Below are 23,753 nucleotides of genomic sequence, written 5' to 3'. Positions count from 1 at the left end.
TTGTAGTAGTTTTTTTAGCGTTTCACACTGCACTGGCGCAGGGCGTTCAGCGGCACGGCGTCGGCCATGGCGCGGAAACCTGCCGGCGACGGGTGCAGGCCGTCGCCCTTGTCGCGCTCTTTCAGCAGGCGCGAAGGCTGGGCCGGATCGCGCAACGCCGCGTCGAAATCGGCCACGCCGTCGAACACGCCGGAGTTGCGTATCCAGTTGTTCAGCGCCACGCGGTCCGCCTCGTTGTCCACATTGGGGCGGTAGTAGTCCGAACCCATGTACGGCGAAACGGTGCCGCCGATGACGCAGATGCCCTGCGCGTGCGCGCGTTCCACCAGTTGGCGGTGCGCCGTCATCAGGTCGTCCAGCAGCTTTTTGCGCGCCTCGGGCGTATCGTCGCCGTTGCGGTGCTGTCCGCCCAGGTCGTTCACGCCTATCATCACGATGGCGTGGGTGACGCCGCTGCGGGCGATCACGTCGCGGTCGAAGCGCGACACCATGTTAGGCCCCAACCCGTCGCGCAGCATGCGGCCGCCGCCGATGCCGGCGTTGACCACGCCCATGGCCTGCCCCTCGCGGGCGAAGCGCGCCGCCAGCAGGTCCGGCCAGCGGTCGTTGCCATCCGTGGTGGCGCCATGGCCATCGGTGATGGAGTCGCCGATGGCGACCACCGCGCCCACGCTGCGCGGCGCCTGCACTTCCACGTCCGCCAGCGCGTACCAGCGTTCCACCTTGGTGGCGGCGGGCCATTCGGCGTCCATCAGGCGGTTGCCCTTGATGACGTAACTATTGGTGCGCGAACCCGGATGGCCGGTCTGGCGCGCCGGCTCGCCCTTGAAGTACATGGAAATGGCCAGGTCCGCGCCTGGCTTGTGCTCGATCGCTACCGGATCGCTGTAGTACTCGGCGCCGGAGGGAATCAGCACGCTGCTGCGGCCGTTGAAGGTCAGCGGGCGGGCGGTGGCGCCGTCGATCTCCGGCTTGCCGGGCGCCCTGGCCAGCGCCACGGCCGCGCCTTCCAGGACCAGCGGCGTGGTGCCGTAAGTGTTGCTGATGCGGACCCGCAGCTTGCTGCCGCCCAGCGAGAGGTGCACGATCTGGCGCAGGCTGCCCTCGCGCCAGTGTTCCGCCGCCAGTTCATTCTGGCCCTCGGGAACCATCACGGCCGTGCCCCAGGAGGCGACCCAGTGCGTGCCGCCCGCCTGGCCCGGCAGGTCCGCAGCCTTCTCCTTTGCTGCCACTTCGGCAACCGCTGCGAACGCACCGGCTGCAAACAACACGCCTGAAAACCAGGCGCACAACTTGTGTTGACTTGACCGCATAAATCCCTCACACTTGTGTTATGTTAGCGCTATTCATTTTAGGACAAAGCGATGGTACACGCAACAAATCAAAACGGTTCCCCCAGAATTATTGAAATGCAGGTCATCCCGGTGGCGGGTTATGACAGCATGCTGCTCAACCTGTGCGGCGCGCATGCGCCTTTCTTCACTCGCACCCTGGTGCTGCTGAAAGATAGCGCAGGCCATACCGGCATGGGCGAGGTACCTGGCGGCGCGGGCATCCTGCAGGCGCTGGAGAAAGCCATCCCGCTGGTGACGGGTACGGAAATCGGCCGCTACAACCGCACGCTGAACGCGGTGCGCCTGTCCATTGCCGGCAAGGGCAGCGGCCACCAGCACCAGGTCACCTCCGCTGCCGAAGCGGCGGTACTGAAGCAGCCGCACGAAATCAACCTGCGCCTGGAAAACGTGGTGACCGCGATCGAAGCGGCACTGCTGGACCTGATGGGCCAGCACCTCGGCGTGCCGGTGTGCGAACTGCTGGGCGCAGGACAGCAGCGCGACAGCGTGCCCATGCTGGCCTACCTGTTCTATATCGGCGACCGCCGCCGCACCGACCTGCCCTACCTGGACAGCACCGGCCCGCAGGACAGCTGGTACCACATGCGCCACCAGGAAGCGCTGACGCCGGAAGCCATCGCCGACCAGGCCGCGGCCACGGTGGAAAAGTACGGCTTCCGCGACTTCAAGCTGAAAGGCGGCGTGATGCACGGCGCCGAGGAAATGCAGGCGATCGCCGCCATCAAGAAGCGCTTTCCCGATTCGCGCGTGACGCTGGACCCGAACGGCGCCTGGTCGCTGGACGAATCGATCGCCCTGTGCAAAGGCCAGGGCCACATCCTGGCCTACGCGGAAGACCCTTGCGGCCCCGAGAACGGCTATTCCGGCCGCGAGATCATGGCCGAATTCCGCCGCGCCACCAGCATCCAGACCGCCACCAACATGATCGCCACCGACTGGCGCCAGATGGCCCACTCGCACCTGCTGGGCGCGGTGGACATTCCGCTGGCCGACCCGCACTTCTGGACCATGCAGGGTTCGGTGCGCCTGGCGCAGCTGTGCCACGACTGGGGCCTGACCTGGGGCTCGCACTCGAACAACCACTTCGACGTGTCGCTGGCCATGTTCACCCATGCCGCCGCCGCCGCGCCGGGCCGCATCACCGCCATCGACACGCACTGGATCTGGCAGGAAGGCCAGGAGCGCCTGACGCGCAACCCGCTGCAGATCGTGGGCGGCGAAGTGCAGGTGCCACAAGCGCCGGGCCTGGGCATCGAGCCGGACATGGACCGCATCATGGCCGCCAACGCGCTGTACAACAAGGTGGCCACCGGCGCCCGCGACGACGCGATGGCGATGCGCTACCTGGTTCCCGGCTGGACCTATTCGCCCAAGCTCCCCAGCCTGGGCCGCAACTGACAATAACCAAGGATAGAGACAATGACATTTGCCCAAGTTACCCAATCTCTGCCCGCCGACCTGGCCGGCGCCCTGCTGGTTGGCCGCGTATGGCGCGGCGGTGCGATCAACGGCCCGTGCGTGGTGGTGGTGCGCAACGGCGAAGTATTCGACATCACGGCGCAAGCGCCCACCGTGTCCGAACTGTTTGAACGCAGCGACCTTGCCGCCTTCGTGCGCGGCGCACAGGGCGAATCGCTCGGCCCCGTGCAGCGTTTGCTGGACGCCGCGCTGGCAGCGCAGCCGGATGCGGACGTGCCGCAACTGCTGGCCCCGTGCGACCTGCAAGCCCTGAAAGCCTGCGGCGTAACGTTCGCCGTGAGCCTGCTGGAACGCGTGATCGAAGAACAGGCCGGCGGCGACAAATCGCGCGCCGACGCGCTGCGCGCCTCGCTGCTCGAATCGATCGGCGCCGACCTGTCCAGCATCAAGCCCGGCTCGCCGGAGGCGGAGCAGCTGAAGCAGCAGTTCATCGCCCGCGGCGCCTGGTCACAATACATGGAAGTGGGCATCGGCCCTTACGCCGAAGTGTTCTCCAAGTCGCAGCCCATGTCTGCCGTCGGCTTCGGCGCCGATGTCGGCCTGCACCCTGAATCGAAGTGGAACAACCCGGAACCGGAAATCGTGCTGGCCGTAAACAGCCGCCGCGAAGTGGTCGGCGCCTCGCTGGGCAACGACGTCAACCTGCGCGACATCGAAGGGCGCAGCGCGCTGCTGCTCGGTAAAGCCAAGGACAACAACGGCTCCTGCGCCATCGGCCCCTTCATCCGCCTGTTCGACGACGGCTTCACCATGGACACCGTGCGCAACGCAGAAGTGCGCATGGTCATCGAAGGCAAGGAAGACGGTTTCCGCCTGGACGGCGCCAGCTTCATGCGCGAAATCAGCCGCGACCCGCTGGACCTGGTGTCGCAGACCAGCGGTGCGCACCACCAGTACCCGGACGGCTTCATGCTCTTCCTGGGCACCATGTTCTCGCCGATCAAGGACCGTGGCCAGGCCGGCGCCGGCTTCACCCACCACATGGGCGACCGCGTGACCGTCACCAGCCCGGCACTGGGTTCGCTGATCAACCACGTCCACCGCAGCAACGAGATCACCCCCTGGACTTTCGGCGTACGCGCCCTTTACAACAACCTGGCCGCACGCGGCCTGCTGAACAACTCGAATGGAGCGAATTAAGATGGTGGCGCCTGTATCAAATGAACGCAAACCCATGGTGTACGCCACCTACCACGACCTGGCCGAAAAGCTGGTGGTCATCACCGGCGGCGGCACCGGCATCGGCGCCGCCATGGTGGACGCCTTCGCCAAGCAGGGCGCGCAGGTGGTGTTCCTGGATATCGCCGAGGAAGCCTCGCGCGCACTGGAACAGTCGCTGGCCGGCTGCAAGCGCCCGCCGCGCTTCATCCGCTGCGACCTGACCGACCTGGACGCGCTGGGCAACGCCTTCGCCGCCATCCAGATCGACTTCGGCAAGGTCGACGTGCTGCTCAACAACGCGGCCAACGACAACCGCCACCACGTCAAGGACGTCACCGGCAAGTACTGGGACGACAGCCTGAACGTGAACCTGCGCCACCAGTTCTTCTGCGCGCAGGCCGTGGCGCCCGGCATGAAGGCCAAGGGCGGCGGCGTGATTTTGAACTTCGGCTCCATCTCCTGGCACCTGGCGCTGCCGCAGCTGTCGCTGTACATGACGGCCAAGGCCGCCATCGAAGGCCTGACGCGCGGCCTGGCGCGCGACCTCGGTCCGGACGGCATCCGCGTCAACACCATCATCCCCGGCTCGGTGAAGACCCCGCGCCAGATGGCGCTGTGGCATTCGGCCGAAGATGAAGCGGCCATCCTGGCGGCCCAGTGCCTGCACGAGCGCGTGGAAACCGAGGACGTGGCCGCGCTGGCCCTGTTCCTGGCCTCCGACAACGCCGCCCGCTGCTCCGGCCGCGATTACTTCGTCGATGCGGGCTGGTACGGCGCATGAAGCCTGAGGTGACCGCCATGCAGCCACAGTGCATCTGGGAGCTGGGCGCCAAGCTCGGCGAAGGTCCGTTCTGGCACGCCGCCGAAGCGGCGCTGTACTTGGTGGACATCAAGGGCCAGCGCCTGCACCGCTGCGCCGAAGACGGCAGCGCGCGGCAAAGCTGGGACATGCCGGCCGAAACCGGCTTCGCCCTGCCGATGGCCGATGGCGGCCTGGTCTGCGGCCTGCCCGGCAAGCTGCTGCGCTTCTCGCCCGAAACCGGCGAGTTCACGCCCCTGCTGCAGCTGGAAACGGACATCCCCGGCAACCGCCTGAACGACGGCTACGTGGACAGCCAGGGCGCCCTGTGGTTCGGCTCCATGGACAACGGCGAAAGCGCGCCTACCGGCTCGCTGTACCGCCTGTCCATCGACGGCACGCTGCAGCAAAAGGACAGCGGCATCATCATCACCAACGGCCCGTGCCACAGCCCGGACGGCCGCACCTTCTACCACACCGATACGCTGGCCAAGGTGGTGTACGCCTATGACGCCGCGCCGGACGGCTGCCTGTCCAACAAGCGCGAGTTCGTGCGCACGGCCGAACCGGGCCACCCGGACGGCTCGGTGGTCGACGCCGAAGGCTGCGTGTGGGTCGCCATGTTCGGCGGCGCCCGCGTGGACCGCTATTCGCCACAGGGCGAAGTAATCGACACCATCGCCTTCCCCTGCCCCAACGTCACCAAAGTGGCATTCGGCGGCGCGGACCTGCGCACCGTCTTCGCCACCACCGCCTGGAAAGGCATGCCGGACGAGGCGCGCGCCGCCCATCCGCTGGCCGGCGGTGTATTCTCGTTCCGTGTGGAGACCCCGGGACAGCAGCAACATAAATACAAAGGAAACCTGTAATGACTCGCCGCTATCGCTCGCAAGACTGGTTCGACAATCCAGACCATATCGACATGACCGCGCTGTACCTGGAGCGCTTCATGAACTACGGCATCACGCCGGACGAACTGCGTAGCGGCCGTCCCATCATCGGCATCGCGCAGTCGGGCAGCGACATCAGCCCGTGCAACCGCATCCACCTGGAACTGGCCAAGCGCGTGCGCGACGGCATCCGCGACGCGGGCGGCATCGCCATGGAATTCCCGCTGCATCCGATCTTTGAAAACTGCCGCCGTCCCACCGCCGCCATCGACCGCAACCTGGCCTATATGGGCCTGGTCGAGATCCTGCACGGCTACCCGATCGACGCGGTGGTGCTGACCACCGGCTGCGACAAGACCACCCCGGCCCAGATCATGGCCGCCGCCACGGTCGACATCCCCGCCATCGTGCTGTCCGGCGGCCCGATGCTGGACGGCTGGCTGGACGGCGAGCTGGTAGGTTCCGGCTCGGCCATCTGGAAGGCGCGCCGCCGCCTGGCCGCAGGCGAAATCGACAACGAGAAATTCCTGCAGATCGGCGCCGCCTCCGCGCCGTCGGCAGGCCACTGCAACACCATGGGCACCGCGTCGACCATGAACGCCATCGCCGAGGCGCTGGGCATGTCGCTCACCGGCTGCTCCGCCATTCCGGCGCCGTACCGCGAACGCGGCCAGATGGCCTACGAAACCGGCCGCCGCATCGTGGAGCTGGCCAAGCTGGATATCCGCCCGTCGAGCATCCTGTCGCGCGAAGCCTTCCTGGACGCCATCGTGGTCAACGCCGCCATCGGCGGCTCCACCAACGCGCAGCAGCACATCGTCGCCATGGCGCGCCACGCCGGCGTGGAACTGCGCGAATCGGACTGGATGGAATACGGCCACGACGTGCCGCTGCTGCTGAACATGCAGCCGTCCGGCAAATACCTGGGCGAGCGCTTCCACCGCGCCGGCGGCGTGCCGGCCATCATGTGGGAGCTGGAACAGAAGGGCAAGCTGCGCTCCAACCGCGCCACCGTCACCGGCAAGACCATGGCGGAGAACCTGCAGGGCCGCGAATCGAACGACCGCGAAATGATCACGCCGTTCGACGCGCCGCTGAAGACCAAGGCCGGCTTCTTCGTCCTGAAGGGCAACCTGTTCGACTTCGCCATCATGAAGACCTGCGTCATCTCGCCGGACTTCCGCGCCCGTTACCTGGAGCGCGCCGGCGCCGAGAACGTGTTCGAGTGCCGCGCCGTGGTGTTCGACGGCTCCACCGACTACCACAACCGCATCAACGATCCCTCGCTCAACATCGACGAGAACTGCATCCTGGTGATACGCGGCGCAGGTCCGGTGGGCTGGCCCGGCTCGGCCGAGGTGGTCAACATGCAACCGCCGGACGCCCTGATCAAGCGCGGCATCCTGAACCTGCCGACGCTGGGCGACGGCCGCCAGTCCGGCACCTCGGACAGCCCGTCCATCCTGAACGCGTCGCCGGAAAGCGCCGTCGGCGGCGGCCTGGCCTACGTGCGCACCGGAGACACCATCCGCATCGACCTGAACACCGGCAGCTGCGATATGCTGATCACGGAAGACGTGCTGGCCGCGCGCAAGGCCGAAGGCATCCCGGCCGTGCCGGCGAGCCAGACGCCGTGGCAGGAACTGTACCGCTCCACGGTGGGCCAGATGCACGACGGCGCCTGCATGGAACTGGCGGTGAAGTACCGCGGCGTGGCGGAGACCATGCCGCGCCATAACCATTGAGCCACTAAAAAAATAACATACCTACCTTAGGAGACCGACGATGAACACCAGACTGAAAGCAGTAGCAGCAATTGCGGGCGCGGTAATGGCCCTGTCCAGCGGCTTCGCGCACGCCGACGCCAAGAACCCGAAAATCGGCTTCTCGATCGACGACCTGCGGGTGGAGCGCTGGACGCGCGACCGAGACTTCTTCAACGCCGAAGCCGAGAAGCTCGGCGCAAAGGTGTTCGTCCAGTCGGCCGACGCCAGCGAGCAGCGCCAGATCGCGCAGATCGAAAACCTGATCTCGCGCGGCGTGGACGTGCTGGTCATCGTTCCCTACAACGCCACGGTGCTCAACAACGCGATCCGCGAAGCCAAGAAGGCCAAGATCAAGGTGCTCTCGTATGACCGCCTGATACTGAACTCCGACATCGACGCCTACATCTCCTTCGACAACGTGAAGGTCGGCGAGCTGCAGGCCGACGCCGTGGTCAAGCTGAAACCGAAGGGCAACTACTACCTGCTGGGCGGCGCGCCCACCGACAACAACGCCAAGATGCTGCGCGAAGGCCAGATGAAGGTGCTGCAGCCGCTGGTGGACAAGGGCGACATCAAGATCGTCGGCAAGCAGTGGGTGAAAGACTGGAGCGCAGCCGAAGCGATGACCATCGTGGAAAACGCGCTGACCGCCAACGGCAACAAGATCGACGCCATCGTCGCCTCCAACGACGGCACCGCCGGCGGCGCCATCCAGGCGCTGACCGCGCAGAAGCTGGGCGGCAAGGTGCCGGTGTCCGGACAGGACGCCGACCTGGCGGCCGTCAAGCGCGTCATCGCCGGCACGCAGGCCATGACGGTGTACAAGCCGCTCAAGCTGATCGCCTCCGAAGCGGCCAAGCTGGCCGTGCAGCTGGTGCGCAATGAGAAGCCCGCCTACAACTCGACCTACGAGAACGGCATGAAGAAGGTCAACACCGTGCTGCTCAAGCCTATCCCGCTGACCAAGGCCAACGTCAACGTGCTGGTCGACGACGGCTTCTACACCAAGGCCCAACTGTCCATCAACTGATTGCCGACGACGAGCATGGCCGATTATCTTTTAGAGATGAGGGGCATCGTCAAGCAGTTCGACGGTGTGAAGGCGTTAAACGGGATCGACATCCAGATGAAGGCCGGCGAATGCATCGGCCTGTGCGGCGAGAACGGCGCCGGCAAATCGACGCTGATGAAGGTGCTGTCCGGGGTCTACCCGCACGGCACCTGGGACGGCGAAATCCTGTGGAAAGGCGAGCCGCTGCGCGCCCAGTCCATCCGCGACACGGAGGACGCCGGCATCGTCATCATCCACCAGGAGCTGATGCTGGTGCCCGAACTGTCGGTGGCCGAGAATATCTTTCTCGGCAACGAGATCACGCTGGCCGGCGGGCGCATGGACTACGCGGCCATGAACCGCCGCGCCGCCGAGATCCTCACCTGGCTCAACATCCACGACGTGAACGTGGTCGAGCCGGTGAAGAACTACGGCGGCGGCCACCAGCAGCTGATCGAGATCGCCAAGGCGCTCAACAAGCGCGCGCAGCTGCTGATCCTGGACGAGCCGTCGTCCTCGCTGACGGCGTCCGAAATCCAGGTGCTGCTCAAGATCATCCGCCGGCTCAAGGCGGAGGGTGTGACCTGCGTCTACATCTCGCACAAGCTGGACGAAGTGGAAGCGATCTGCGACACCATCGTGGTGATCCGCGACGGCCAGCACATCGCCACCACGCCGATGAGCGAGATGAACGTGGACCGCATCATCGCGCAGATGGTGGGGCGCGAGATGAACCAGTTGTACCCGCAGCGCCGGCACGCGCCGGGCGATGTGGTGTTCGAGGCGCGCAACATCAGCTGCTACGACGCCGACAACCCGGCGCGCAAGCGGGTCGACAACATCTCGTTCACGCTGCGCAAGGGCGAGATCCTCGGCATTGCCGGGCTGGTGGGCGCCGGACGCACGGAGCTGGTGTCATCGATATTCGGCGCCTACCCCGGCGCGCACGAAGGCGAAGTATGGCTCGACGGCCAAAAGCTCGACACCGGCACGCCGCAGAAGGCCATCAAGGCCGGGTTGGCGATGGTGCCGGAAGACCGCAAGCAGCACGGCATCGTGCCCGATTTAAGCGTGGGCCAGAACATCACCATGTCGGTGCTGGGGCAGTTCGCGCGCGCCACGCGGATCGACCAGGAGGCCGAGCTGAAGACCATCAAGCGCGAGATCGCCAGCGTCAAGCTGAAGACCGCCAGCCCCTTCCTGCCGATCACCGGGCTCTCCGGCGGCAACCAGCAGAAGGCCGTGCTGTCCAAGATGCTGCTCACCAAGCCGAAGATCCTGATCCTGGACGAACCCACGCGCGGCGTCGACGTCGGCGCCAAGTTCGAAATCTACCAGCTCATGTTCGACCTCGCCGCGCAAGGCATGTCCATCATCATGGTCTCCTCCGAACTGGCCGAAGTGCTCGGCATCTCCGACCGCGTGCTCGTGATAGGCGAAGGCCAGCTGCGCGGCAACTTCGACAACGACAACCTCAGCCAGGAAACCGTCCTCGCCGCCGCCCTCGACCAAGCCTAGCGACCTGAGCCGCATTCCCCCAACTTCGGGGTCTGACCCCGAAGTTGGGGAAATGCGGCTCAGCTCGGTACAAACTGACAGAATCGATAGCCAATGACTATTAAGAAAATTTTCACGCAGTACAAGATGCTGGCCTTGCTGATCGCGATCGCGCTGATCTGGGGCTTTTTCAGCATGAAGACCGATGGCGGCTTTATTTCGCCACGGAACTTGTCCAACCTGATGCGCCAGATGGCCATCACCGGCATCGTCGCCTGCGGCATGTCGCTGGTCATTATCGCCGGCGAGATCGACCTGTCGGTCGGCTCGCTGCTGGGCCTGCTGGGCGGCGTCGCGGCCGTGCTGGATGTGACACACCACCTGCCGCTGCCCGTCAACCTGCTGCTGGTGCTGACCTTCGGCCTGCTGGTGGGCCTGTTCAACGGCTACCTCACCGCCTACCTGAGCATCCCCTCCTTCATTGTCGGCCTGGGCGGCATGCTGGCCTACCGCGGCATCGTGCTCGGCGTGACCGGCGGCACCACCGTGGCGCCGGTGTCGGACGACCTGGTTTATCTGGGCCAGGGCTACCTGCCGCCGCAGCTGGGCATCCTGCTCGGCGTGGCGCTGTTCGCCATCGCCGTGGCGCTCACCTGGCAGCAGCGCCGCAGCCGCGCCGAGCACGGCCTGGAAGCGGCGCCGCTGTGGCGCGACGCGCTCAAGGTGGTCGCCATCGGCGCCATCGTGGCGGCCTTCGTGGTCACGCTCAATTCCTACGAGGGCATTCCGCTGCCGGTGTTGCTGCTGCTCGCGCTGCTGGGCATCTTCACCTACATGACCACGCAGACCGTGTTCGGCCGCCGCGTCTACGCGGTGGGCAGCAATATGGAGGCGACCCGCCTGTCGGGCATCAACGTCAAGTCGATCAAGCTGTGGATCTTCGGCATCATGGGCCTGATGTGCGCGCTGGCCGGGGTGATCAACACGGCGCGCCTGGCGGCCGGCTCGCCTTCGGCCGGCACCTCGGGCGAGCTGGATGCGATCGCGGCCTGCTTCATCGGCGGCACGTCCATGCGCGGCGGCTCGGGCACCGTGTACGGCGCGCTGATCGGCGCGCTGGTGATGGCCAGCCTCGATAACGGCATGTCCATGCTGGACGTGGACACCTACTGGCAGATGATCGTCAAGGGCTTCATCCTGACCCTGGCGGTGTGGATCGACGTCAGCACGCGCTCGTCCAAGCGTTAAAAAAACAAGCGTCAAAAGATACTACAACGGAGACAACGCAATGAGCAAAAACCGCAGGCAGTTCCTGTCCACCGCAGGAAGCCTGGCGGGTCTGGCCGCCCTTCCCGCGCCCATGGCCTTCGCCGCCGCAGTACCGGTCTACAAGAATCCTTCCGCTCCCGTGGCCAAGCGCGTGCAGGATCTGCTGGGCCGCATGACGCTGCAGGAAAAAATCGAGCAGATGCAGTGCGTGTGGCAGGACAAGAAGAAGATTGAGGACAGCAGCGGCAACTTCTCGCCCGAGAAGGCCAGCCAGCTGCACCCGCACGGCATCGGCATGCTGGGCCGCCCGTCGGACCGCCAGGGCCAGGCCGCACCAGGCGGCGCCGCCGGCGACAGCGGCCGCCGCGTCAACCGCAATGCGCTGGAAACGGCGACCTATGTGAACACGGCGCAGAAGTGGGCCATGGAGCAGACGCGCCTGGGCATTCCGATGTTCACGCACGAGGAGGCGCTGCACGGCTACGCCGCGCGCGACGCCACCAGCTTCCCGCAGTCGATCGCATTGGCGTCCTCCTTCGATCCGGACATGGTGCGCAAAGTGTACGCCGTGGCGGCGCGCGAGATGCGCGTGCGCGGCTCGAACTTTGCGCTGGCGCCGGTGGTGGACGTGGCGCGCGAGCCGCGCTGGGGCCGCATCGAGGAAACCTATGGCGAAGACCCGCACCTGGCCGGCGAAATCGGCAAGGCCGCCGTGCTGGGATTCCAGGGCGAGAGCAAGCAGCTTGCAAGGGACAAGGTGTACACCACCCTCAAGCACATGACGGGCCACGGCCAGCCGGAGAGTGGCACCAATATCGGCCCGGCCGAAGTGACCGAGCGCACCTTGCGCGAGGAGTTCTTCCCGCCGTTCGAGAAGATCGTGAAGGAGACCAATGTGGCCGCCATCATGCCTTCGTATAACGAGATCGGCGGCGTGCCGTCGCACGCCAACCGCTGGCTGCTGCACAAGGTCACACGCGAGGACTGGGGCTTCAAGGGCGTGATGGTGTCGGACTATTTCGGCATCAAGGAGCTGATCACGCGCCACAAGCTGGCTGCCACCCCCAAGGAAGCTGCCCTGCGCGCCATCAAAGCGGGCGTAGACATCGAGACGCCGGACGGCTTCGGCTACAAGGAATTGGCCGCGCTGGTGAAGGAAAAGCGCGTGTCGGTGGCGGAGATCGACGCCATGGTGGCGCGCATCCTGGAGCTGAAGTTCAACGCCGGCCTGTTCGAGAATCCGTACGTGGACGCGAACATCGCCGACAGCCTGACCGCGACGCCGGACGCGGTGGCGCTGGCGCGCGAGGCGGCCTGCCGCTCGGCCGTGCTGCTGAAGAACGACAAGGGCATCCTGCCGCTGGACCCGAAAAAAGTGGGCAAGGTGCTGCTGCTGGGTACCCACGCCAAGGACACGCCGATCGGCGGTTATTCGGACGTGCCGCGCCACGTGGTGTCGATTTACGAGGGGCTGAAAGCCGACAGCGAAAAGCATGGCTTCCAGCTGACCTGGTCCGAGGGCGTGCGCATCACCGAGAGCCGCGTGTGGGGTGCGGACGAAATCGTGTTCACGCCGAAGGCCAAGAACGATCAGCTGATCGCCGCCGCGCTGGAGGCGGCGAAGTCGGCCGACACCATCATCATGGTGCTGGGCGACAACGAGCAGACCGCGCGCGAAGCATGGGCCGACAATCACCTGGGCGACCGCGAAACGCTGGACATGCTGGGCCAGCAGAACGAACTGGCCAAGGCCATCTTCGACCTGGGCAAGCCTACCGTGGTGTTCCTGCTGAACGGCCGTCCGCTATCGGTGAACCTGCTGGCCGAGCGCGCACCGGCGCTGATCGAGGGCTGGTACCTGGGCCAGGAAACCGGCTACGCGGCGGCCGACCTGCTGTTTGGCCGCGCCAACCCGGGCGGCAAGCTGCCGGTGTCGATTGCGCGCAGCGTGGGTCAGCTGCCCATCTTCTACAACCACAAGCCGTCCGCGCGGCGCGGCTACATCGACGGTTCCACCAAGCCGCTATACCCGTTCGGTTTTGGCCTCAGCTATACGACGTTTGCGATCTCCGAACCGCGTCTTGCGAAGGCGGCGATCCGCGTGGGCGAGTCGACCCAGGTGTCGGTGGACGTGCGCAACACCGGCAAGCTGCTGGGCGACGAGGTGGTGCAGCTTTACATCCGCGACGACGTCAGTTCAGTCACCCGCCCGGTGCTGGAACTGAAGGCCTTCAAGCGCGTGACGCTGGCCCCCGGCGAGTCGCGCACGCTCACGTTCGACATCAAGCCGTCCGACCTGTGGTTCTTCAATATGGACATGAAGCGCGTTGTCGAGCCGGGGTCGTTTACCATCCATGCTGGCCCGAACAGCGTGGAGTTGAAGTCCGTGAAACTGATGGTGAGCTAGGGCAAGCCGCCCTTGTGTTCGCCAGCCCACAGACGGGCGCGGCACGAGGGCGCATTCTCGCGGGATAAACTTGCCCGCAAGGTGATGCCATGCTGCCCCCGATCTCCAACGCGGCCGACGCCGCAGCCATTCCTCCCGTCCAGCCTATCGGCGCGCCGGCCGTCGGCTCTGCCGCAGAACCCGCGCCTGCGGTACTGGCCGCCGCTGCCACTGTCGAGTTTTCCGATCTGGCGCAGTTCCTGTCCACGGTGGCGCTTACGCGCAGGCAGTTGCTCGAGCTGCAGGGAACGCCCGAATCGCCGCAGCCCACCGAGGCGCAATTGCGGCTGCTGACCGATGCTGCCGACGCGCTGCGCCTGTCCTTCAACCAGTTGCCGCCCGCCTCCACTGACCTGACTCCGCTGCTGACCGACGATGACGGCAGCAGCACGCTGGCCGAACGGCTGGCGGACACGCTGCGGCAGCAAGGCGCCACCGGACTGCCAGGCTCCCAGCTCGCAGCCCGCACACTGGCGGACATCGGCCTGACACTGGATCCGCTGGCGCCCGAATCGGCCAGCGATATCCTGAACCTGAATACGCGCGTGCTGGAAGCGGCTTTCCAGATCGACCGCGAAGGCACGCTTAACGTGCTGACGCAAGCCAGCGATGAATTCAGCGCGTTGGGGAACGCGCTGGCGCGCCAGGTCAGCGCCAGCACCGCGCTGGAGGAAACCTTGCCCAGTGCGTTGCAAGCCGAGACCGCCGCGTCGCAGCTGCAGCTGTCCGACGAGGCGCTGCGCAACGCCATCCTGGAGAGCACGCCCGCGCTGACTCAAGCGGAGATCGTGCGCCAGCAGCAGCTTGAAGTCGCGCGCCAGGTGCTGGCAGAGCAGGCCGACAGTGTGCTGGCCGAGACCCAGGCCGAGCGCCTGGCCGCCAACCGCGCGGCGGAGGAACGTCAGCTCAACAGCACCCGGGAGCAGGACCTTGCCGCCACCGCGCTGGCGGACCGGCTCGAGAACGAGCGCCTGGCAGCGCAGCGCCAGGATGCGACGGCGCAAGCCATCCTGGCCGACCGCCTGGAGAACGAACGCGCCGCCGTCCAGCGCCAGCAAGCGGCGGACGCTGTCGCTGTCCGCCAGGCGGTGGAAGCCCGCGCCGCGCAAACCACTGCCGAGCAGCGCAGCGCCGGCCAGCAAGCGGACGAGCTACGCACCGCTGAGCAGCGCTTGTCCGAGCAACGCCTCGCAGACCAGCGCATCACCGCGCAGCGCACCGCCGAACAGCGCCTGGCAGACCAGCAGGCCGACGAGCAGCGCATAGCCGAACAACGCGCTGCGGACCAGCGCATCACCGCGCAGCGCACCGCCGAACAGCGCCTGGCAGGCCAGCAGGCCGACGAGCAGCGCATAGCCGAACAACGCGCTGCGGACCAGCGCATCACCACGCAGCGCACCGCCGAACAGCGCCTGGCAGACCAGCGGGCCGACGAGCTGCGAATAGCCGAGCAACGCACGGCAGACCAGCGCGTCACAGCCCAGCGCACTGCAAAGCAGCGTCTTGCGGACCAGCAAGCCGACGAGCAGCGCGTAACCGAACAACGTGCCGCAGACTTGCGCGTCACCGCCCAGCGCGTGGCCGACCCGCGCGCTGCCGAATTGCGCGCACCAGAACGCCGCGAAGCGGCGCAAGCGGCCGACGCCCAGCGCGCCGAAACGCAACGCGCAGACGCCGACCGCGAAGCCGGCCGCCAGCTTCAGTTGCGCGCCGCGCAACAGTCCGACAACCCTGCCAATCCCGCCTCGCCAGCTGCCCAGCGCGCGGCTGAACAGCGGGCCGCAGACCTGCGCCTGGCTGATGACCAGCGCGTTGCAGACCAGCGCATCGCCGACCAGCGCGTGGTGGCAGACCAGCGCCTGGCAGCGGAACAGCGCATAGCGGCCGAGCAGCGAGCGGCCCGTAACGCCGCCACGGCCGCCGCAAGCGCCACTTCCGGCACCGCCGCCGCTGCCGCCGCTGCAGCAGCTGATGCCGCAGCGGCGGCCGGCGCCGCCGATGCAGCCGCCCAGGCCGCCGTGCAAGCAGCCGAAGCCCAGCGCGCCAACGCCGCCCGCGACGCCAACCGCCAGCAAGCGCCCAACGCCGCCGACCCGGCCCTGGCCGCCGCCATCGCCGCCTACAATTCCGCCAACATCGCCGCCGCCTCCGGGGCCCGCCCGCCCGGCCCGCCTCCCGCCGCCGACCGCATCCGTCCGGTAGCCCCGGTCACCGCCGTCACACCCGCTCAGCCGGCGGACAGCGGTGGCGGCGACACCACAAGAACGCCGCGCTGACAGCCGCCCGGCCACTGATCCACGCAAAACTCTGCAATAATCAGTGGTCGATGAAATACACGAGTCCCGCATGCCGACCTTCAGCAAGCGTACCTTTCTGCTAACAGGCTCCCTGCTTGCTTGCACCGTGCTAGCCGCAAAAGCAGTGGCACAGACCGCCACGCGTCCGGCAGCGCCGCCGCAGATGCAGTCGCCGTCCCAGCCGCAGACGGTCACGCTGCTGCTGGGCGACACGCTCGACCTGACCGGCAAACAACAGCCGCCAAAAGCCGCGCGCCGCAAGCTGTTCGACTACCTGGAACAAGAGCTGAATGTCAGTTTCGACATCAAAGCCTACCCCTGGCCGCGTGCCGAGCGCCACGCGCGCGACGGCGCCGGCCTGATCTTCGGCCTGCCGAAAAACGCCGACCGCTTGCGCGACTTGCGTTTCTCCGACCCCGCCTCCAGCAACACGCTCTGGCTCGTCACCCGCAGCGACGCCACCTTCCCCTTCCGCACCATCGACGACCTGCGCGGCAAGACCATAGGCGCGGTGCGCGGCTACAGCTACGGCGACGAATTCGAACGCGGCCGCAACAAGCTGTTCAGGGTGGACGACGACATCGCCTCGCGCGCCACTCGGCTGCAGCGCCTTCTGCTGAAGCGGGTGGACGCGCTGCTGCTGTATCAGCCCTCCTCGGAAAGCCAGGCCGACGTCGAGACGTCGCTGGACCAATTCATCCGCCCGCACCTGAAAGACCTGACCCTGCCGCCCGGCGTCCACCTGGCCGTGCTGCCCAAGCCACTGCAAGTGGAAAACGGCATGCATTTCGCCGTCTCCCGCAACCATGACGACGGGCTGATAGACCGCATCAACGCCGCCCTTGCACGCCAGCGCAAGCTCGCGCAGCGCTAGTGAGCGCTCCCACAAGTTTTCAGTTGCCCTGCCCCCTCCACTTGGCGATAATGCACCCGCATATCGACCACAAGGAGACGCAATGAATTTGAAACTGACCACGGGCGTACTGGCCCTGCTGGGCGCCATCAGCGCCATGAACAGCGCAGCGGCGCAGGACACCATCGTCAAAATCGGCCACAGCGGTCCGCTGTCCGGCCCACAAGCCTTTTCCGGCAAAGATAATGAAAACGGCGCCCGCCTGGCGGTGGAGGAACTGAACGCCAAGCCAATCACCGTGGCCGGCAAGAAGCTCAAATTCGAACTGCAATCCGAGGATGACCAGGGCGACCCGAAAGCGGGCGTGCAGGTAGCGCAGAAGTTCATCGACAGCGGCATCAAATACGTGGTCGGCCCGTACAACTCCGGTGTGGCCATCCCCGCCTCGCGTGCCTACAACGACGCCGGCGTGATCTTCGCCACCGTTGCCACCAATCCGAAAATCACGCAGCAGGGCTACAAGGGCCTGTACCGCGTGAACGCCAGCGACACCCAGCTCGGCTCCAAAATGGCCATGTACGCCGCGCAGGAACTGAAAATGAAAACGGTGGCCGTGATCGACGACCGCACCGCCTTCGGCCAGGGCGTGGCCGAGGAATTCAAGAAGCAGGCCAAGGCTTCCGGCATGACCGTGGCCGGCCATGAGTTCACCACCGACAAGGCCTTCGATTTCACCTCGATCCTGACCAAGCTCAAAGCCAAGAAGGTGGAAGCGATCTTCTTCGGCGGCTATGCGCCGCAGGGCGCCCCGATGGCGCGCCAGATGAAGCAGCTGGGCATCAACGCCAAGCTGCTGGGCGGCGACACCATCTGCACCGCTGAAATGGGCAAGCTGGGCGGTGACGCTGTGGCCGACAACGTGCTGTGCTCGCAAGGCGGCGCCATCCTGGACAAGGCCGCCAGCGGCCCACAGTTCAAGGCAGCGTTCAAGAAGCGCTACAACCGCGATGCCGACGTGTATGCCGCGTCCTACTACGATGCCACCATGATGTACGCGCAAGCGATGCAGAAGGCCAATTCGATTGATCCGGCCAAGGTGGGCGCGGTGATTTCGTCCAGCGCCTACAAGGGCGTGGCCGGCACCTACGCCTTCGACGCCAAGGGCGACATGAAGGAATCGCCGGTGACGATCTTCACCTTCAAGAACGGCCAGCCGGTGGCGCTCACCAGCTACTAAGCAGCAACTAAGCAGCAACTAAGCAGCTACTAAGCAGCTACTAAAAAACAAAAAGGGCAGCCACCATGGTTGCCCTTTCTTCTACAGCGCTATGGATTAGCGGCTTTTGCTGCCACCGCCGCTACCGGTTTCCCGGTTCATCTCCTGATCATCCAGGCGCCCGCCCTGCGTCGTACCCTTTTGGCCGCTCTGCTGGCTCTGTCCCGGGCGGCTGCCGCTCTGCTGGTTTTGCTGATCTTGCTTGCCACCCTGCTGACCACCCTGGCGGCTGCCCTGGTTCAGGTCGCGGTCTTTATCGATATCGTTTTGATTGCTAGCCATGTTCATCTCCTTGATGTTATGGATGCCTCGCCCAGCCATGCGGCAAGGTGGAATCATGGTAGACCCGCCGCCGTCGCGTTCGCATAGGCGCGCGGGCAAGTGAAAGGTAGGAATGTTCCTACTTCGTATTCAGCGGAACACCCCTGCCGGGAGGCCGCAGCCGGCACTACCCTGAATGCCTAAACCTGCCAAGGAGGCTTTCATGCGCGCACTCGTTTACCATTCCGCACACGACGTGCAGGTCGACACGGTTGCCGACCCCATCATCCAGGAACCGGACGACATCATCCTTAAAATCACCGCCACCGCCATCTGCGGCTCCGACCTGCATCTGTACCGGGGCAAGGTGCCCGGCATGAAGGAAGGCGATATCATGGGCCACGAATTCATGGGCGTGGTGGTGGACGCCGGACCCGGCGTAGCCCATTTGCACAAAGGCGACCGCGTGGTCGTGCCGTTCGTGATCGCCTGTGGCAGCTGCTTTTTCTGCGACTTGCACCTGTACTCGGCCTGCGAAACCACCAACCCCGACCGTGGCGCCATCATGAACAAGAAAGATCTGCGGCCCGGCGCCGCACTGTTCGGCTTCAGCCACCTGTATGGCGGCGTGCCCGGCGGCCAGGCGGAGTACGTACGCGTGCCCAAGGCCAACGTCGGCCCCATCAAGATTCCGGACACGCTGGCGGACGAAAAAGTACTATTTCTCAGCGACATACTGCCCACCGGCTACCAGGCGGTGCTCAACGCCGGCGTGACGCGCGGCTCCAGCGTGGCCATTTTCGGCGCCGGGCCGGTCGGTCAGATGGCGGCGGCGTGCGCGCGCATGCTGGGCGCCGAGCGCATTTTCATGGTCGACCACCACCCCTACCGGCTGGAATTCGCGCGCGCCACCTACGGCGTGATCCCCTTCAATTTCGACCAGGTGGATGCGGCCGAAGCCATCATCGAGGCCACCAGCTTCCGTGGCGTGGACGCGGTGATCGACGCGGTAGGCTTCGAAGCCAAGGGCAGCGCATTGGAGACCGCGCTCACCAACCTGAAGCTGGAGGGCAGCAGCGGCAGCGCGCTGCGCCAGTGCATCGCGGCCGTGCGGCGCGGCGGCACCGTCAGCGCACCGGGCTTGTACTCCGGCTTCATCCACGGCTTCCTGTTCGGCGACATCTTCGAAAAGGGCATCAGCGTGCGCGCCGGCCAGACCCACGTGCAGAAGCACATGCCGGAATTGCTGCGTTTCATCGAGGAAGGCAAGCTGCACCCGGAAGTGATCATTTCGCACCGCCTGCAACTGGAGCAGGCCGCAGACGGCTACCGCATGTTTGACAAGAAGGAGGACAACTGCCGCAAGGTGGTGCTGCGGCCTTAAGCGGGACCGATGTTGGGCGCCGGCGTTTCCTCAGGGTATGGGCGCGCCACGGCGCGCCGGTCCGCATCCGGCACCAGCATGGCCGTGTAGCTGCGCACCTGCCCCAGCGGGCGCGCCAATACCTCGCAGATCAAGCGCTTGGGGATGCCGGACAGTTCGGCATAATTGAGCGCGGTGCCGACGCCAAAAGCGGCCCGCGTCAACAAGGCAACAGAGACCCTTTCAGCTGTCATTCCATCAACACGTCGGCTCATGGCCACAGTCTAGAGCAGCGAGCTCAAGTCCGGCGCATGATAGGCGTGGCTGGCTACCATCTCCCACGATGCAAGCTAGCCCAACGATGGCAAGCCTGGCGACGCGTTCCGCCGACGGCGCGCTGACGGCTGAGCGCGGTGCTGTGTCATGCGGGCCACACCGGCAGCAGGCATTGATTGCACTGATGCAACTGCGTGCGGTAGACTGCTTTCCGGCCCCAACACTGCCACCTCTCGCCGGAATGCCGGCATGCCTATCTTAATTTTCCGTCACATCAATGCCGTGACTCCACTTTCTCAGGAGTCTCGTCATGGCCAATACCACTGTCTCAGTCTCGTTCGCCAACGGTTTCGTTGGCGACGCAAGCCGCAACAACGAAGCATCCAATGCGGCCTACCTGACCGCCAAGGGCTGGTCCAATTTCCAGTTTTCGCAAGTGACCAATAACGGGCAGTTCGGCGGCTCCCAAGGCAATGACTACTCGGGCACGATACTGATCACCGACGCAGCCGGCGTGCAGCATGCGATCGACGGCGTGATCAACTGGCGCACGCCGAGCGGCGCGGTCAGCACCATCGTGTTCTACGCCACCGGCAGCGCCCACACGCTGGCAACCGCGGGCGGCGGCAGCTACGTGATCGATCCCTACACGGAAGTAAACGGCGACGCGCGCAGCTTCATAGGCCTCACCTTCAATAACGCCACGCTGGCGATCAACAACGGTTCGGTGACCGGCAATGCCGCCACCAACGGGCTGATGTCGGCGCTCAACACCTACCTGGCCGACCAGCCGCAGCTGAGCGTCAGCGACGCGACGGTCGACGAGGCGGCAGGCACGGTCAGCGTCACTATTTCGCTCAGCAAGGCGAGTGCCGACACGGTAACGGTAAAGTACGCGACGGAAGACGGTTCGGCCGGCGCCGGCACGGACTACGGCGCGGCCAGCGGCACGGTCAGCTTCGCACCGGGGCAACTGACCCGGACCATACAGATTCCCATCACCGACAACGCCGTCGTGAACGGCGCCAGGGATTTCACCGTGGTCCTCAGCGACAGCGCCTTCGCCGCCATTATCGATAATACCGGCATGCTGACCATCACGGATAACGACGTCGCGCCCGCCGTGCCGATCATCAGCAGCGTGCTGGCCGAAGACGCGGCGCACACCGGCGCCAATCCGGTGGACAGTTCGGTCGGGGAGACCGGCACGCTGCTGTACACGGTTACCCTGAACGTCTCCAGCCCCTCCCCCACCGAATACAGCCTGGCGCTGAGCGGCTCGGCCAGCGGCGCCGACCTGGGCGCCGTTAGTTTCAGCGATGGCGTCGACTGGAAAAATGCGGATGCATCGACCGGCACCGTGGCCATCGCCGCCGCCGACGACAGCGTCATCGAACAAGCTGAGAGTGTGGTGCTGACCGTGGGCGGTGTGAGCGCCACCGGTACCATTACCGACAATGACAGCCAGAGCGTAACCAGCGTGCGGGCCGAGGACGCGGCCGCCACCGGGGCCAATCCGGTCGACAGCACCGTCGTGGAGGGCGGCAGCCTGCTGTTCACCGTGGCGCTGAATACCATCAGCCCCGCGCCAACCGAGTACGCGTTTGCGCTGGGCGGCTCCGCCACGGGCGCCGACCTGGGCAGCATCGCCTTCAGTTACGGCGTCGCCTGGAAAAATGGCGATCCCGCGACCGGCACGATAGTGGTGTCGGCCAATGTGGGCAGCTTTGACGTGCTTATCGCTACTACTGACGACAGCGCGATCGAAAATGCCGAAAGCGTGGTGCTGACCGTGGGCGGCGTGAGCGCTACCGGCACTATCACGGACAATGACACGGCTCCCCCGGTTGTGCTGCCGCCAGTGGTCCAACCGCCCATCGTACAGCCGCCCATCGTTCAGCCGCCCATCGTGCAGCCGCCGGTGGAACCACCGGTCACCGAGCCGCCGGTCGTGCAGCCTCCCGTGGTGCAGCCTCCCGTGGTTCAGCCTCCCGTGGTGCAGCCGCCCGTGGTTCAGCCGCCAGTGGTTCAGCCTCCCGTGGTGCAGCCACCCGTGGTGCAGCCACCCGTGGTTCAGCCGCCCGTGGTGCAGCCGCCAGTCGTGCAGCCACCGTCGATCAAGGCAACGCTGACGCAGGCGTCAGACAACGGCGCCAACGCCAGCGACGGAGTGACCAGCCTTGTGCGGCCCGAATTTTCCATCGCCGCAGGCAGCTACCTGAGCGAAGGCGGCTCGGTGCGGCTTGTGCGTCCGGACGGCCAGGTGGCCGGCAGCAGCGTCATCACGGCGGCGGACGCGCAGTCCGGCAGCATCACCGTGGGTACAGCGCAACTGGACGACGGCGTCTATCAATTCGTCAGCGAGATCCTCGACAGCAGCGGCAAGGTGGTGGCCTCCTCGATCGTCAACGTCACCATCGTCACCGACATCGACGGTGTCGCGCCGTCGGTCGAGATGGCTGCCAACGGCGGCGACTTCAATCATGATGGCGTGGCAGACTGGCAGCAGCACACCGTGGCCCAAATGCCGCTTGCGTCGCTGGCCGATTTCCTGGCGGGCAAGAATGCGGCGGCATCGTCATTCGGGGCCATCCTGGCTGGCGACGTCCATGCCGGCCAGCCAGGCGGCGGCGTTCAGCTGAGCACAGGCGCCCAGTTGCTTGACCTGAGCCTGAGCGCAGCGCCTGCGGCCCTGCCGGACAATCTGACCCCGGCCTCCCCCATGTTCAACTTTTCCGTCACATCCGAAAGCGGCGCCGCGCCGCTGGCCGACATGGACGCGTCGCGCGAAGGCCTGCAGACTCGGGTGGTGATCGACCTGGCGTCAGGCGGCGTGCTGTCCAACGACTTCATGAAATGGGACCAGCAAAATCAGCGCTGGTACAGTTTCCTGGACGACGGCCGCCTTGACACCTACGACAACGGCGCCACACTGCTTGACACCAACCGCGACGGGCGTACCGACCGTATCGTCATCACCCTGACCGACGGCGGCTGGGGCGACGAGGACGGCGTTGCCAATGGCACCATAGTCGATCCCGGCATGCTGGCCTACAGCATGGACCCGCAGCGCGCGCCCGTATACAGCGTGCTGCTGTCCACCGGCGACCGCTACTACAGCGCCCATGCGGCCGACGCCGCACGCATGGCGGCGGGTTCGGGCAACGTGTTCGAAGGCGTACGCTTCGACGGGCTCGATGCCAGCCTTGGCGGCCGCCACGTTGGAGCCTATTTCCAGCCCTTCACGCGCGACTGGGCATTCGCGGCCGATGGCGAGAGCCTGCCTTACGCGTGCTACGGCAAGGTAGTCACGGAAACGGGCTTTTCGCTGCGGCCGTTGGCGTGAGCGAGAGCGACTATCATCTTTATAAGAACGCATGCGGACTGACGCAATATGCCACCACCGCAGAAGCACAAGCCATGCAATTGCAGGCGGCAGGCTACAGCGACCTGGGCGCCAGGTTCAGCACCACCGCGCACAATGCCTTCAGCTTTGACGCCGATGGCTACCTGCTGGCCAACAAAACAAGCACCGCGGTTCAGCACCTCGTGCTATCGTTGGCAGCACAGTACGGCTCCACGTCCGACGCTGGATTTATCGACGCGGTGGAGCAGGACTACCTGGCCCAGGTGCAGCTTGTCGGCACCGTGCATGCCGGCAGCGCCACGGCGGCCGACCTCAACGCGGCATTCGGTACATCTTTTGCTTGAAAA

General features: G+C 65.7%; 18 protein-coding genes. 15 read left to right on the top strand and 3 right to left on the bottom strand.

Translation table 11 applies throughout. The features are described from left to right. Positions 1-14 precede the first annotated feature (14 nt). The gene (locus ASD15_RS11365) at positions 15-1,268 is read right to left on the bottom strand and encodes an SGNH/GDSL hydrolase family protein (protein WP_229418152.1); all 1,254 of its coding nucleotides are present in this window, start codon (positions 1,266-1,268) and stop codon (positions 15-17) included. A gap of 96 nt (positions 1,269-1,364) precedes the next feature. Here ASD15_RS11365 and ASD15_RS11360 point away from each other — a divergent pair, with 96 nt between their 5' ends. The 12 genes from ASD15_RS11360 to ASD15_RS11305 all read left to right on the top strand — a co-directional run bounded on the left by ASD15_RS11360 (position 1,365) and on the right by ASD15_RS11305 (position 18,100). Continuing rightward, complete coding sequence (locus ASD15_RS11360) at positions 1,365-2,753, top strand: enolase C-terminal domain-like protein (RefSeq protein WP_057154970.1); 1,389 nt, start codon at positions 1,365-1,367, stop codon at positions 2,751-2,753. Between the two features lie 21 nt (positions 2,754-2,774). Further along, positions 2,775-3,974 (top strand): fumarylacetoacetate hydrolase family protein, encoded by a 1,200-nt coding sequence (locus tag ASD15_RS11355; RefSeq protein ID WP_057154969.1) that lies wholly within the window; start codon positions 2,775-2,777, stop codon positions 3,972-3,974. Between the two features lie 34 nt (positions 3,975-4,008). Beyond that, entirely contained in the window at positions 4,009-4,776 is a 768-nt protein-coding gene (locus tag ASD15_RS11350; protein ID WP_057154968.1) for an SDR family NAD(P)-dependent oxidoreductase, read from the top strand. Positions 4,777-4,793: 17 nt separating this feature from the next. Next, positions 4,794-5,663, top strand: coding sequence for an SMP-30/gluconolactonase/LRE family protein (locus ASD15_RS11345; protein WP_229418151.1), 870 nt, complete (start codon positions 4,794-4,796; stop codon positions 5,661-5,663). Continuing rightward, on the top strand, positions 5,663-7,429 hold the full coding sequence (locus ASD15_RS11340; RefSeq protein WP_057154966.1) for an IlvD/Edd family dehydratase: 1,767 nt from the start codon (positions 5,663-5,665) through the stop codon (positions 7,427-7,429). Before ASD15_RS11345 ends, ASD15_RS11340 begins: the two co-directional genes overlap by 1 nt. Before the next feature lie 40 nt (positions 7,430-7,469). Beyond that, positions 7,470-8,480, top strand: coding sequence for a D-xylose ABC transporter substrate-binding protein (xylF, locus tag ASD15_RS11335; protein WP_057154965.1), 1,011 nt, complete (start codon positions 7,470-7,472; stop codon positions 8,478-8,480). Between the two features lie 15 nt (positions 8,481-8,495). Further along, on the top strand, positions 8,496-10,019 hold the full coding sequence (xylG, locus tag ASD15_RS11330) for a D-xylose ABC transporter ATP-binding protein (protein ID WP_057154964.1): 1,524 nt from the start codon (positions 8,496-8,498) through the stop codon (positions 10,017-10,019). A 93-nt stretch (positions 10,020-10,112) separates the two neighbouring features. Continuing rightward, positions 10,113-11,246 (top strand): sugar ABC transporter permease, encoded by a 1,134-nt coding sequence (locus tag ASD15_RS11325; RefSeq protein ID WP_057154963.1) that lies wholly within the window; start codon positions 10,113-10,115, stop codon positions 11,244-11,246. Between the two features lie 40 nt (positions 11,247-11,286). Further along, the gene (locus ASD15_RS11320) at positions 11,287-13,674 is read left to right on the top strand and encodes a glycoside hydrolase family 3 N-terminal domain-containing protein (protein WP_057154962.1); all 2,388 of its coding nucleotides are present in this window, start codon (positions 11,287-11,289) and stop codon (positions 13,672-13,674) included. 89 nt (positions 13,675-13,763) lie between these two features. Beyond that, on the top strand, positions 13,764-15,989 hold the full coding sequence (locus tag ASD15_RS11315; protein WP_057154961.1) for a hypothetical protein: 2,226 nt from the start codon (positions 13,764-13,766) through the stop codon (positions 15,987-15,989). A 145-nt stretch (positions 15,990-16,134) separates the two neighbouring features. Further along, the gene (locus ASD15_RS11310) at positions 16,135-16,884 is read left to right on the top strand and encodes an ABC transporter substrate-binding protein (RefSeq protein WP_057154960.1); all 750 of its coding nucleotides are present in this window, start codon (positions 16,135-16,137) and stop codon (positions 16,882-16,884) included. A gap of 82 nt (positions 16,885-16,966) precedes the next feature. Beyond that, on the top strand, positions 16,967-18,100 hold the full coding sequence (locus ASD15_RS11305; RefSeq protein WP_057154959.1) for a branched-chain amino acid ABC transporter substrate-binding protein: 1,134 nt from the start codon (positions 16,967-16,969) through the stop codon (positions 18,098-18,100). A gap of 96 nt (positions 18,101-18,196) precedes the next feature. Here the strand turns inward: ASD15_RS11305 and ASD15_RS11300 are convergent, their stop codons facing one another. Beyond that, positions 18,197-18,421, bottom strand: coding sequence for a hypothetical protein (locus ASD15_RS11300; protein WP_157200902.1), 225 nt, complete (start codon positions 18,419-18,421; stop codon positions 18,197-18,199). Between the two features lie 202 nt (positions 18,422-18,623). Between ASD15_RS11300 and ASD15_RS11295 the strand changes: the two genes are divergently transcribed. Next, a complete protein-coding gene (locus ASD15_RS11295) occupies positions 18,624-19,784 on the top strand; it encodes a zinc-dependent alcohol dehydrogenase (RefSeq protein WP_057154957.1) in 1,161 nt (386 codons plus the stop codon). Here ASD15_RS11295 and ASD15_RS11290 read toward each other — a convergent pair. Next, on the bottom strand, positions 19,781-20,017 hold the full coding sequence (locus ASD15_RS11290) for a hypothetical protein (RefSeq protein ID WP_157200901.1): 237 nt from the start codon (positions 20,015-20,017) through the stop codon (positions 19,781-19,783). The two genes, ASD15_RS11295 and ASD15_RS11290, sit on opposite strands and share 4 nt — an antisense overlap. A gap of 332 nt (positions 20,018-20,349) precedes the next feature. Here ASD15_RS11290 and ASD15_RS11285 point away from each other — a divergent pair, with 332 nt between their 5' ends. Then, positions 20,350-23,385, top strand: a complete 3,036-nt coding sequence (locus tag ASD15_RS11285) for a Calx-beta domain-containing protein (RefSeq protein ID WP_057154955.1) — start codon at positions 20,350-20,352, stop codon at positions 23,383-23,385. Further along, positions 23,382-23,750 (top strand): hypothetical protein, encoded by a 369-nt coding sequence (locus ASD15_RS11280; RefSeq protein WP_057154954.1) that lies wholly within the window; start codon positions 23,382-23,384, stop codon positions 23,748-23,750. Before ASD15_RS11285 ends, ASD15_RS11280 begins: the two co-directional genes overlap by 4 nt. Positions 23,751-23,753: the final 3 nt, after the last annotated feature.

The sequence above is a fragment of the Massilia sp. Root351 genome (assembly GCF_001425045.1).
In the GTDB taxonomy this organism is placed as follows: Bacteria; Pseudomonadota; Gammaproteobacteria; order Burkholderiales; family Burkholderiaceae_D; genus Rugamonas.
This window is presented reverse-complemented; position numbering and strand designations above follow the sequence as displayed.